This is a genomic window from Streptomyces sp. AP-93 (assembly GCF_022808175.1).
Lineage (GTDB): Bacteria > Actinomycetota > Actinomycetes > Streptomycetales > Streptomycetaceae > Streptomyces.
The window spans coordinates 68,554-81,173 of sequence record NZ_JALGBX010000026.1 but is presented as its reverse complement, the minus strand read 5'-3'; the positions used below and the strand labels follow the sequence as shown (position 1 = coordinate 81,173).

Sequence of the window (12,620 nt, the reverse complement as noted above, 5' to 3'; positions counted from 1 at the left end):
GCGACCGAGGAGTTCCGTCCATGCCCGAGTACCTGACACCCGGCGTCTACGTCGAGGAGACCAGCTTCCGCTCGCGGTCCATCGAGGGCGTCCCGACCACCACGTTCGGCATGACCGGGCGCACGGCGTACGGGCCCGTGCCCTACACCCTGCCCGACAGGACCAGGGTGTTGCCCGCCCCGGCCCTGGTCACCAGCTTCACCGAGTACGAACGTGCCTTCGGTGGCCTCAAGATCCGTGATGAGGACTGCCAACTCGCCTACGCGGCCCGCGCGTTCTTCTCCAACGGTGGCCGCAGGCTGTACGTCTCCCGGGTCTTTCCCTTCGTCGAGACCGCCGGACCCAATCCGGTGATCGACGAGGGCGCGAACTTCGCCTCCCTCAACGTGCCCGCCCAGGGCGCGCCCCTGCTGAGGTGGCGGGCCCGCTGGCCCGGCTCCACGGGCGCCGCGATCAGCGTGGCCGTCACGATCCGGCGCGGCAAGAACGGCATCACCAACGGTCCGGGAGGTACGCCGCAGCTCACCGGGGTGCAGCCGGGCGCGGCCGTGGAGGTCATCCAGGCGGCCGCGGGCGGCGGGCCGACCACCATCCCCGACCAGCAGCCCCCCACGCCGGCGAACATCAAGATCGTCGCCCGGCAGGCCGACGGGACCCTCGGCTACCGCGACGGCCAGAACGTCCAGCCGGTCGCGGCCGGCACGGCCGCCTTCCACATCACCCTCGCCGTCACCGTGCGCTCGGGCGACCGGATCGACACCTACAACGAGCTGGAGCTCGACGAGGTTCACCCGCGCGCCCTGGTCAGCGTGCTCCAGGCCGCCGACCCTGCCGACGAGTTCTCCATGGTCTGGTACCAGGAGGTCAATCCGCCGGCCCCCCAGCCCACCCCGACCCCCGGCGCCCGGCTCGCCGCCCTGCTCGGCACCGGCCGCGGCGAGTTCCAGTTCCTCACCGGCGGCGGCGACGGCACCCCACTCACCTCAGCGGCCCTCACGGGCCGTACGGCCGACCCCGACAACCTCGCCCGCCCCGCCCTCGGGCTGGGCGCGCTCGCCGAGGTCGAAGAGATCTCGATCGTCGCCATGCCCGACACTGTGACCCTCGGCCTCGCCGACCAGAAGACAGCGGTCGACGGCCTCATCGGGCACTGCCAGGACCTGCGCTACCGGATGGCGATCGTCGACCCGCCCCGGGACAGCTCGATCTCCGAAGTCCGCCAGTTCCGGGCCCAGTTCGACACCAAGTACGCCGCCCTCTACTACCCCTGGGTGCGCATCACCGACCCCACCCGCCGCCCCGACCCGGGCGCACCCGTCCGCCTGCTCGACCTCCCACCCTCCGGGTACGTGGCCGGCGTCTACGCCCGCAGCACCATCGAGCGCGGTGTGCACAAGGCCCCGGCCAACGAGGTCGTCCTCGGCATCAACGACTTCACCACCAATGTCACGTACGACCGCCAGGCGGTACTCAACCCCGAGGGCATCAACGCCCTGCGCTTCTTCGAGGGCCGGGCCCGCCGGGTCTGGGGCGCCCGCACGATGAGCTCCGACCCCGAGTGGAAGTACGTCAACGTCCGGCGGCTGTTCAACTACCTGGAGGCCTCCATCGACAGGTCCACCCAGTGGGCCGTGTTCGAGCCGAACAACGAGCGGCTGTGGGCGTCGATCCGGCAGACCGTCGAAGACTTCCTGATCGCCACCTGGCGCACCGGCGCGCTCATGGGCACCAAGCCGGAGGAGGCCTTCTTCGTCCGCTGCGACCGCACGACGATGACCCAGAACGACCTCGACAACGGCCGGCTGATCTGCCTCATCGGCGTGGCACCCACCTACCCCGCCGAGTTCGTGATCTTCCGCATCGGCCAGTTCACGGCCGACGCGCAGCGCAACTGACGCCTCAGGCGCGCCCCCGAAGCACCGCACACCCCAGCACCCGCGGGAGACAGACACCATGGCAACGCGCGACAACCCCTACGGCGCCTTCAACTTCCTCGTCAAACTCGGTGACGAGGGCGGCGAGGACCAGATCGCGGGCGGCTTCTCCGACTTCACCGGAGCGGGCAACGAGGTCAAGTTCTCCGAGTACCGCAACGGCAACGACTTCGAGAACCACGTACGGAAGATCGCCAACACCAACACCACCGACGACGTCACCCTCAAGCGGGGCATCATCGGTGACCTCCGCCTCTTCGACTGGATCAAGGACACCCGGGAGGGCATCCACGAACCCCGCACGGTCACCGTCACCCTCCACGACGAGGGCCGTCGGCCGGTCTGCGCCTGGGTGCTGCGCCGTGCCCAGCCCAAGAAGTGGGTGGGGCCCACCCTCACGGGCAAGGGCGGCGGCGAGGTCGCGATGGAGGAGCTGCACCTCGTCGCGGAGCGCATCGACTTCGTGTCGCTGTGACCACGCCCGGACTGCGCCTGGGCGCGCCGGGGGTGCTCCACGACGGAAGGCGCCCGCCACTCGCCTTCCGGCCCGTCCGGCTCGACATCGCGGGGTTCGTGGGCGTCGCCCCCCGCGGGCCCGTCGACACGCCGGTCGCCGTGGAGCGGTGGTCCGACTATTGCCGCCGGTTCGGCAGGTACGAGGGGCCCGGCCTCCTCCCGTACGCGGTCCGGGCGTTCTTCGCGCAGGGCGGCGCCCGGGCCCACGTGCTGCGCGTGGCCCCGCTGCCCCGGTGGCCGCACCCCGAGGCCCTGGCCGCGCACGCCCTGCACGAGATCACCTTGGCCTGCCCCGACCGCTACCGGCCCGGGGCGGGAGTGCCGTGCGTGCTAGGGCTGCGTGCCGCCGACGAGGGCAGCTGGGGCGGGCGGCTGGCGGTGCGCTGGGAGTTCACCGCGGGCGGCCAGTTCACGGCCGCGGTCGGCCGGGCGGCGGCCGAGCTCGCGCTGCCGGAGACGCAGGCCCCGCCGCCCGGGTCCCTGCTGCGGGTCCACGGGCCCGGGCTGCCGCCCGCGGGCGGCCTCTTCCGGGTGGCCGAGTTGGTGCAGCTGCAGGAGACGCCGAGCCTGCGCCGCCGGGTGGCCGTACTGGACCGACCGCTCGGTTCGTCCGGCCCGCCGGGAGCCGCTCTATCGGTCGACGTCGTCACGGCCACCGTGACCGTCACGGACGCCGACCTCGACCCGCCCCGCGAGGAGCGCTTCACCGGCCTCGGCCTCGACGGGGCGCACCCCCGCTGGGCCGGGGACGTGCTGGCCGACGAGTCGCTGCTGGTCACGCCCGACGGGGAGTGGCCCGAGGCACTGCTGCCGCCCGACCCCTTCCTCACGGCCCGCACATCCAGGCCCGTACGCCCCGGTCGCGACCGGTACGCGGGCATCGGCGTCGACAGCTTCTTCGAGGGCCGGATCCCGGCCGGGCTGCTGCCCGTCGGCGGCAGCGAGGGCGTCGGCGACTTCGACCCGGCCGACCTGGCCGGCATGGACCGCATGGCGCTGGTCCCCGAGGTCGCGCTGCTCTCCGTACCCGATCTGCTCTGGCACCACGTCGACGAGACGCCTCCGCCGCCCGCCGAGCCACCCTCGCGCCACGGCCCGGTGTTCGCCCCCTGCCCGCCGCCCGCCCCGGCCCCGGCCGCCGCCCCGCCCCGTGAGCGGGCCGGGCTCCTCGACAGCGGCACCCAACTGTCCGAGATCACCACCCGCCAGCTGCGGCTCGTGGAACTCGCGGAGCGGCAGCGCCGGTTCACCGCCCTGCTCGACGTACCGCCGCGGCTCACCGTGCGCGCGATCGCGCGCTGGCGGGCCGCCTTCGACAGCTCGTACGCCGCCGCCTATCACCCGTGGCTCGGCGTGCCCGACTCCGAGGACCCTGGACGCCGGGCCGTGCCCGTCCCGCCATCCGGCTTCGCCGCCGGGATCATCGCGGACCGCGAGCGCCGCCTCGGCCTCGCCCACGGGCCCGCCAACGCCCTGGCCGCCGAGGCCGTGACCGCCGCCGGGCGGCTCTCCGCGGCCGAACACGACGAGCTGCACCTGATGGGCGTCGACGCCTTCGAGACAGAGCACGACGGCTTCCGGCTGATCTCGGCCCGCACCCTCTCCCGCGACCCCGACTACAGCCAGCTCAGCGTGCGGCGGCTGATGACCATGCTGCGGATCGTCCTGGACCGGCAGGCCCAGCCGCTGGCCTTCGAACCGCACTCCCCGCAGCTGCGCGCCGAACTGCGCCGCGCCGTCACCGAGTTGCTGCGCGGCCTCTACCGGACCGGGGCCTTCGCGGGGGACAGCGAGGACGAGGCCTTCTTCGTCCACTGCGACGAGCGCCTCAACCCCGCCTGGTCCCGCGACCTCGGGCGGCTCGTCGCGGAGGTCGGGGTCGCCCCCGCCCATCCCCTGGAGTACCTGGTCCTGCGGATCTCCCAGGACGCCGACGGCACCGTGACGGTGGGCTGAGCCATGACCGAACTCGTCCAGACCTTCCGCTTCCGGGTACGGCTGACCCGCAGCACCGCGCCCGGCCCCACCGACCAGCCGCCGCCCCGGCTCAAGGGCGACACGAACTCCGCGCCCAGCACGCTTCCTCCCTCGGGCGGACCGGACCGGCTCGGCGACGGTGGCTTCCAGGACTGCTCCGGGCTGGGCCTGGAGGCCGATCTGCGCGAGTACCTCGAAGGCGGCGGCAACGACCGGGTCGTACGGCGCACGGGCCGGGTCAAACTCCAGCCGCTGGTCCTCAAGCGCGGCATGTTCTGCGCTACCGAGGGCGGCTCCGCCGACACCGGCCTGTGGGACTGGCTGCACGGCATGGTCTCCGGCGGCCCGCCCGCGGCCCGCTACGACGGGGACGTGGAGGTGCTCGACCCCACCGGTGAGCGGGTCGTCGCGCACTGGACGTTCACCAGGGGCCTGCCCCTGAAGGTCAACGGGCCCACGCTCAACGCCAAGACGGGGGAGATCGCCATGGAAGAACTGCACATCGCCCATGAGGGCCTGCGCCTGGAGCGTGCCCGGTGACCGCCCTCGCCCACGCCACTCTTCAGCGCCTCAAGCGCGGCTCGGGCGGTGGCAAGGACAAGCCGCCCCCGCTGGTGGGCGACGGCGACGCCGTGCCCGTCCAGTTCAACCCGAGCACGCTGCGCATCAGCCGCAACAACAATGTGGACAAGGGCGGTACGACCACCAAGAACCAGAAGCGCCAGCACCCGGCGCAGGAGGGCTCGACCCTCACCTTCGACCTGGAGTTCGACACCGCCGAGCAGCGCTCGGGCGGCCAGTACGTCGACGTGCGCCGCTGGACCGCCCTGGTACGGCAGTTCGTCGAGCCACCTCCGGACAAGACCGGCGACCCGCCGCCCGCCGTCCGCTTCGTCTGGGGCACGCTGCGCTTCGACGGCATCGTCACCCAGGTCAACGAGGAACTCGATCTGTTCGCCCCGGACGGCACCCCGCTGCGGGCCAAGGCCGGGGTCACCATCGTCGAGCAGAACCCCAAGTACGAGGCGCACGTCGAGGGCCCCGGCGTGCTCGACACCCGCGCCGCGACCGAGCCCGGCGCACCGCGCCCGGGCGCGGTCCCCGGCACCGCCGGTACGAGCAGGCCCCGGCAGGTGGTACCGGCCCAGGACGGGGAGTCCGCCCAGCAGATGCTCTCCCGGCTCGGGCTCGACCCGGCGGCCTGGCGGGCCGCGATGAACGGCCTGGAGAGTCCGCTGACCCTGGCCGGCGGGTTCTCCGTACAGCTCGGTGCCGAAGTGTCGGCGGGCCTGGGCGCCACGGCCGGGCTCCGGCTGTCCGCAGGCTTCGCGGGCGGGGTGTCCGCCACCTCGGTCGGCGGCCTCGCGGCCGCCCTGGGAGCCGGCCCGGCGGGACCGGACGGCCCCCTGGACGCGGAGACCGCCGGGTTCGCGCTCTCCGCGGGCGGGGGGATCGGGGCGGCGGCGGACGCGGTGCTGGGGGCGGAGACGGCCGCAGCGGCGGCGCAGGCACGGGAGTCCTTCGAGGTGCCGCGGGGGGTGAGGGGTACGGTCTCCGGCGGTGTGGGTGGAGCCGCCGGCTCGGGCGCCGGAGGCGCGGGTGGGGCCGGGGGCGCGTACCCGGGCGGCGGTTCCCCGGGGGGTGGCCCCGACCGGCGGGCCGCCGCCTACGGCCGTGGCATCCCGCTGCGTGCCCGGGCCGACGCCCGGACCCTCGCGGAGACCGCGGCCGGGGGCGGCCGCAGCCTGGCCGAGCGGGCACGCCGCGAGGAGGTGCCCGCCCCCGACCCGGGCGCGGCCCCGTGGGAGCGGCTGCCGCCCGACCCGCCCGGCCGGTCCGCGGCCGACTGCGCGCAACGCCGCCGTGACGCGGGTGCGAAGACCTTGAGGTGGACACCCCGAGGAGGCCCCGCATGAGCGTGTACATCGGAGAGCTGCACACCGAGATCGTCCCGGCCGGCGGCGGCAGCCCCCCGGCCCCGCAGCAGGGTGGCCTGGCCGCCGCCCACGTGGCCGCCGAGCGCCATCGTGAGGCAGCAGAACGCGCCGCCTGGCTCGCCGCCCGGGTCGCTGCCGAGGACTTCGATGACTGAGGCGGCCGTCGCTACCGTCTCCCCGGTCTTCGAGGTCGGCGGCGCCGTCGTCAAGGACCTCGCGCGGGACTGCGTACGACTGGAGGTGGCCGAGGGAGCGGAGGGGCTGCGCACCCTGCGCGCCCACTTCCTCGCCGTCGGACCCGGCGCCAAGGGGGCCCACGACCGGCTGCTGCACCTCGACGGCTCCACGGTCGACCTCGGCAGCGCCCTCAAGGTCGCCCTCGGCCCTCCGTCACGGCAGAGGTTCGTCTTCGACGGGGTGGTCTCCGCGATCGAGCTGGTTCTCGGTGACGGCGAGCCGCCGCTCGTCCTCGTGCACGCCGAGGACGTGCTGATGCGGCTGCGGATGACCCGTCGGATGCGCACGTACGAGAACGCCACCGACGCGGAACTCGCCGAGTCCATCGCCCGCGAGCACGGGCTCGCCGCCGACACCGGAGCCCCCGGCCCCCGCTACGACCTGGTCCAGCAGCTCAACCAGAGCGACCTCGCCTTCCTGCGCACGCGCGCCCGGCTGCTCCAGGCCGAACTCTGGGCCACCGGCCGGACCCTGCACTTCCGCACCCGCGGCAGCCGACAGGGCGCCGAGCAGACCCTCGTGCACGGCAGCGAGCTGCTCTCCGTACGCCTGGCCGCCGACCTGGCCCACCAGCGCAGCGAGATCGCCGTCACCGGCTACGACGCCGAGCGCCGCGAGGGCATCGACGAGCGTGCCGGACCCGAGGTCGTCGAGGCCGAGACCGCCGGCGGCCGCACCGGACCCCGGCTGCTGGCCCGGGCACTGGGCCCCAGCACCAGCTTTCGGGTGAGGGAGGCCGCCCTGGTGGGCGCTGAGGCCGAGGCCTGGGCGCGTGCCGAGATGCTGCGCCGCGGCCGCCGTTTCGTCACGGCTGCCGGGACCACCAACGGCAGCCCCGACCTCGTCGTCGGCGGCCTGCTCGCCCTCCGCGGAGTCGGCGGGCCCTTCGAGGGCGGCGGCTACTACGTCACCCGCATCCGGCATACCTTCGACCTGGAGCACGGCTTCCGCACCCGCTTCGACGCCGAACGCTCCTCCCTCAACGAGGTGGTGTGATGAGCCTGCCCACTCCCGCCGACGGCTCCGGCCCCCGCTACTTCGGCGTCTACCCCGCCCTCGTGACGGACATCGTCGACGACCGGCAGCTGGGCCGTGTGGAAGTCCGCTTCCCCTGGCTCGGCAAGGAAGGCGACCGTGATGTCCGGGCCTGGGCCACGCTCTGCTCGCCTTACGCCGACGCGGACCAGGGGCTGCTCGCCTTCCCCGAGGTGGACAGTCAGGTACTGGTGGCCTTCGAGGCGGGCGAACTGCGCCGCCCGTACGTCATCGGGGCCGCCTGGAACGGCCGAGCCGCCACCCCGCACCGGCCCGAGCGCGCCAACAACCTGCGCCAGCTGCGTTCCAGGGCCGGCAGCCGGCTCCAGTTCGACGACACCAGGGGAGCGGAGGCAGTACGGATCACCATGGACTCCGGCCACGAGGTGACCCTCGACAACGCCACCCAGCAGGTGACCGTGAAGCACGCGACGGGCTGCGTGATCCGCCTGACCCCCACCTCCGTGGAGATCCAGGCCAACGTCTCAGTGGACATCAAGGCCCCCATGGTCACCGTCAACGCCCCGCTGTCCACCTTCAACGGTCTGGTGAAGTGCGGGACCCTGGTCACGGACCAGATGGTCGTATCGCCGGCCTACACCCCCGGCGCCGGGAACATCTGGTGAGCCCGGCCGAGCCGCACGGCTTCGTCTTCCGGGCGCCCTGGTACGTCTGCGCGCGCGGCGGCTACGACCGCTTCGACCCGCGCGCCGCGTTCCCCGCCTTGCAGAAGTACGACGTACCCGAGTTCGTGGCGCGACTGGTCGCGGACCCGCGGGACTCGCTGCGCTTCGATCCCGCCGAGGACGTCTGGTCGTACAACGTCCCGGTCGCCCTGGCCGACCGGGGACCCGGCCGGGCCCGGTTCGCCACCCACCAGGTGGTCCGCACCCAGCTGCGCAAGCTCTACCAGCCGAGCCATCAGCGGTTCTACGCCGTCGTCGCGGAGCTGTTCTGCGAACGGCCGGGGCTGCCCCGGCCGCAGTCCGCGGACGGCCTGGAGGTGGGGCTGGTTATGCGCCGGCGGCAGGTGGACATGAGCGCCAGGCCGAAGGTGCTGCGCGACCTCACCCGGAAGCTGACCGCCGAACTCCTCGCCGCACAGGGCAGGTCCGGCCCGGTGGGCAACGTCTTCATGTCCGAGACCGAGGACGTGCTGTGGGCCGACCTCGCGTACCGGGAGCACTTCGAGCAGGCCAACGCCTCGCTCCTCGACCAGGTCGTGGTGAAGGAGCAGGTCCAGGGGTGGGTGCCGGAGGGCACCGGCGGGAGTTGGCGCAGCACCGGCTCGGCCGATGACGAACTCCTAGACGGCGAGGAGGAACTGCCCATGTGGCAGCTGCCGTCCCGGTCCGGGGACTGCGACGACGACCCGGTGCCGCCGCAGCGCTCGCTGTGGTTCGGCCTGGTGCCCGCCTCCTCCGGCGACCACGACGACACCGGCGCCCGCAAGCTCGACGACCACTCGGTCTACGAACTGCGCACCTTCGTACGGCGTGTCCCTCAGCCGGGGCACGAGCACTGCCCCCGGGCGACCTGGCTCAGCGAGCCGACCGAGCCCTTCCGGCTCGCCTCCTTCTACGACCCCGAGGGCACCAAGAACCGGCGGATCTCCATCACCCTGCCCGATCTGCGGGCGCTCGCCGCCCGAGCGGCCGGGCCGTCCGGGCCGGGCGGGGTGGCGGTCACCAACCCACCGGGCTCGCAGCTGTCGTTCCCGCAGAACGGTGAGATCCCCAAGAGCGGCTCGGTCGGCGGCACTACGCCGAGTATCTGCACCTTCGCCCTCGAACTCTTCATGATCGTGGCCTTCTTCCTGTTCAGCCTGTTCCTGCCGATCGTGGTCTTCGTCTTCCAGCTGTGGTGGCTCCTGGCGCTGCGGTTCTGCCTGCCGCCGTCGGTGCAGGCGGTGCTGGCGCTCAAGGCCTTCTTCACGGGGAGCAAGACACTGGCCCAGATGTCGAATGTGGAGCGGCTCTCCTTCGACGCGCTGCTCGGGCAGGGCGCGGGGGAGCGGCTGAAGGCCGCCAGCGGGCAGTTCGCCGCCTCGGACCTGGACGACTTCGTCGAGGTCGTGGCGGGCCCCGCGACCACCCCGGCACCGGTGCCCCCGCAGCCGGAGCCGCACGTCAAGGACCCGCTGTGCGGGGGCGGATGAGATGGCGGGCCCCGCACCGGCCGAGCGGGTACCGGCACCGGTACCGGCACCTGGGCCCGCACCGGCGCCGCCCGCACCCGCTCCCGCGGCTCCCGGGGGTGCGCCCGGTGCCGCGCCGGGCAAGCTCGCGGACGAGCTGTCCCGCGTCCTCGTCCCCGCGGACGTACCCAAGGACGAACTGGCCCTGCAGGGCGGCGCCGAGCTGACTGCCGCCCCCGCCGTCTCCACGTACCTGGACGGCAAGGGCAAGGCAGGCGGTCCGGTCAGGGTCCGGCTCGGAAACACCGCGGCCGGTCCTCTGACGCTGTGCAAGACGGAGAAGGGCGGACTGGACACACCCGGCACGGATTATCAGTGGATCCCCCTGCTCCACCCGCTGCTGCTGCCCCTGCGCGCCGAGGGCATCGAGCCGGTGCTCGCGCTGCGCGTGCACGACGGGGTGCTCCAGGGGCACGCCTCCGTGCGGGTGAAGGGCAAGCTGCTGGGCGGCGGGCGGGCGCTGCTGGACCGGATGGAGGACTGCACCAGGGCCCTGGGCTGGCTGGGCATGGAGGGCCTGCGGCTGCCGAACGTCGAGAACGAGCTGAAGGGGCCGACCCTCGTCGTGAAGGTCAGCGGCATGTCCTTCTCGCTCGGCGGCTTCCTGAAGGCCTCCGGCGGCTTCGGCATCGCGAACGAGATCGTCACCTTCGACGCGGTGGCTCGGGGCACGGTCGGCGGGCTGGGGCAGGTGGCGGTGCCGGTCTCCCGGGGCGTGGACGGCGCGCTGACGGGGAAGGCGACGGTCGATGTGAAGCTGCGCGGGTTCGCCGGGCAGGTCACGGCCGCGTTCGGCGGCGGGAACGTCGACGTCCGCGGCACCGTGCGGTACACGAACGACAAGTTCGACGGATCGGTGACGCTCGTGGCCACCGATCCGAAGTCCGCGAAGGAGCTGACGGACGCGCAGCTTCCGGAACAGGTGAAGGCGGCGGGTCCGGTCGCGGGCGCCGCCGCCGGCCCAGGTGTCGCCCCGGCCCCCGCACCCGCCGCCCCGGGACCCGCCGCCCCCGCACCAGCCGCCCCGGGACCCGCGGGACCGCGCCCCGGCCCCCGCGTGCTCGCGGGCTGGGGCACGGTCAACGTCGCCCTTGCCGACTGGCTGCGCGGTGAGGCGCTGGTGGTCGTCGACCACCACGGGGACGTGACCGTCATCGGCAAGATCCTGCCGAAGATGGACAAGCCGCTGTTCGAGCAGAAGGACTACATCAAGCAGCTGGCCAAGTTCGAGATCCGCGCCTCGTACGGGGTGCCGCTCGTCGGCAACGTCTTCCTGTTCGCCAACATCGGGCTGGAGGCGCTCGCGAAGATCGGCCCGGCCACGCTGACGAAGATGGAGCTCAGCGGGACCTGGTCGACCAAGCCGGAGGTGCTGAAGAGCTTCGGGCTCACGGCCACGCTCAACATCTCCGCCTTCGCGGGCCTGCGGCTGAGGGCCGAGGGCGGGGCGGGCATCGAGATCCTGGGCCACGACATCAAGGCGGGCGTCGGCCTGTGGGCCCTGGCCGGCATCCGCGGCTACGTGGAGGCCACCCCGACCATCGGCTTCCGGGAGGTCGCCGACCCGGCGGCCGGCAAGCGCGGCGAGTTCTTCATCGCCGGTCACATGGAGATCGCCGCCCAGCCGTTCCTCGGGCTCGGCGGCGACCTCTTCGTCGAACTGGACAGCCCGTGGTGGTCACCGGCGCCCGACAAGCGGTGGACCTGGCCGCTGGGGCAGCTGGAGTACCCGCTGCCGGGCCAGTTCGGCATCGGAGCGGACGTCGAGCACGTCCTGGGCTCGGGGAAGATCCCGGAGGTCACCTTCGGAAAGGTGGACTTCAGCGCGGAGAAGTTCCTGACGGACCTGGTCAACGACCACGTCCCGCCGAAGAAGTCGAAGGGCGAGGAGGAGGCGAAGGGAGCCTGGTCCGACCCCAACGCCCCGGCGGCGGTCCCGGGTGCCGCTGCGACCGCCGTCCCGGGCGCGGCCCCGGCCCCCGGCGCGGCCCCGGCGGCCGTCGCCGCCACACCGGGCGCGCCCGGGGGCAAGCCCGGCGCCCCAGCCAAGGCCGGTAAGGAGGACGAGGCCGTCCCGTCCCCGGAGGTACTGGCCCGCTGGCACGACGGCATGAAGGCCCTGGGCGAGCTGCGGGAGAGCTCGCACACGAACCCGCTGGACCAGACGGAAATGGACGCGGCCCTCGCGGACCTGCGCACCCGGTTCGGGTTCACGGTGCTGACTGCCCGGCAGGCGGGGGATCGCTGGCAGATCCATGCCGAGATGAACCCGAGGAAGGAGCTGTCGGACTTCTGGGCCGAGCAGGACGAGATGTGGGCGGAGCTGCTGGCGGCGTGGGAACGCGGCCAGGGCTTCGACCGGGAGATGTCACGGCAGTACTCGGTCCACCAGGTCGGCTTGGTGAACAAGAAGATCCTCGACGCCTACGTGCCCGGCAGGTTCATCATCTCCCACAAGGCAGCCCCGCTCGCCGACCTGTCGGACAGTCAGTTCGACAAGTTCCTGTACGAGTTCAGTGAGAAGTATGAGCCAGGGACACTCGTCGCCAGGACACCGCACGCGCGGCAGAACTTCCCGAAGCTCCAGGACACCCCTCTGAAGGGGCGGTGGGTGCTGGAACTCCCCGAGCAAGAGCAGTTCCCGGTGGGATCCCGTAAGTGGAGGATCTTCAACGCCCGGCTCTACCAGGCCGAGCGGAACGGCGTGCTGGTGCGTGACTGGACCGGGCACGTCTACCGCCCGGAGGCCGACACCAACTTCCCGTGAGGCCTGCGATCGGGCGGCGG

At 73.1% G+C, this 12,620-nt stretch carries 10 protein-coding genes; all 10 read left to right on the top strand.

Annotated elements, in window-relative coordinates:
• Positions 1-20 precede the first annotated feature (20 nt).
• The 10 genes from MTF69_RS33925 to MTF69_RS33880 are packed head-to-tail and all read left to right on the top strand — an operon-like array spanning position 21 to position 12,600.
• Positions 21-1,895, top strand: a complete 1,875-nt coding sequence (locus tag MTF69_RS33925; protein WP_243340205.1) for a phage tail sheath subtilisin-like domain-containing protein — start codon at positions 21-23, stop codon at positions 1,893-1,895.
• 58 nt (positions 1,896-1,953) lie between these two features.
• On the top strand, positions 1,954-2,409 hold the full coding sequence (locus tag MTF69_RS33920; protein ID WP_243340204.1) for a phage tail protein: 456 nt from the start codon (positions 1,954-1,956) through the stop codon (positions 2,407-2,409).
• Positions 2,406-4,406: a hypothetical protein gene (locus tag MTF69_RS33915; protein ID WP_243340203.1), complete on the top strand. Its 2,001-nt coding sequence runs from the start codon at positions 2,406-2,408 to the stop codon at positions 4,404-4,406. Before MTF69_RS33920 ends, MTF69_RS33915 begins: the two co-directional genes overlap by 4 nt.
• Positions 4,407-4,409: 3 nt before the next feature.
• Positions 4,410-4,967, top strand: coding sequence for a phage tail protein (locus tag MTF69_RS33910; protein ID WP_243340202.1), 558 nt, complete (start codon positions 4,410-4,412; stop codon positions 4,965-4,967).
• Positions 4,964-6,343 carry a hypothetical protein gene (locus tag MTF69_RS33905; RefSeq protein ID WP_243340201.1) on the top strand — a complete coding sequence of 460 codons (1,380 nt, stop codon included), beginning with the start codon at positions 4,964-4,966 and terminating at the stop codon, positions 6,341-6,343. Before MTF69_RS33910 ends, MTF69_RS33905 begins: the two co-directional genes overlap by 4 nt.
• A complete protein-coding gene (locus tag MTF69_RS33900) occupies positions 6,340-6,519 on the top strand; it encodes a hypothetical protein (RefSeq protein ID WP_243340200.1) in 180 nt (59 codons plus the stop codon). The genes MTF69_RS33905 and MTF69_RS33900 overlap by 4 nt, the downstream gene beginning before the upstream one ends.
• Positions 6,512-7,597 (top strand): phage late control D family protein, encoded by a 1,086-nt coding sequence (locus MTF69_RS33895; RefSeq protein WP_243340199.1) that lies wholly within the window; start codon positions 6,512-6,514, stop codon positions 7,595-7,597. The genes MTF69_RS33900 and MTF69_RS33895 overlap by 8 nt, the downstream gene beginning before the upstream one ends.
• Positions 7,597-8,262 carry a phage baseplate assembly protein V gene (locus MTF69_RS33890; protein WP_243340198.1) on the top strand — a complete coding sequence of 222 codons (666 nt, stop codon included), beginning with the start codon at positions 7,597-7,599 and terminating at the stop codon, positions 8,260-8,262. Before MTF69_RS33895 ends, MTF69_RS33890 begins: the two co-directional genes overlap by 1 nt.
• The gene (locus MTF69_RS33885; protein ID WP_243340274.1) at positions 8,259-9,794 is read left to right on the top strand and encodes a hypothetical protein; all 1,536 of its coding nucleotides are present in this window, start codon (positions 8,259-8,261) and stop codon (positions 9,792-9,794) included. Before MTF69_RS33890 ends, MTF69_RS33885 begins: the two co-directional genes overlap by 4 nt.
• A 1-nt stretch (position 9,795) precedes the next feature.
• Positions 9,796-12,600: a hypothetical protein gene (locus tag MTF69_RS33880; RefSeq protein ID WP_243340273.1), complete on the top strand. Its 2,805-nt coding sequence runs from the start codon at positions 9,796-9,798 to the stop codon at positions 12,598-12,600.
• Positions 12,601-12,620: the final 20 nt, after the last annotated feature.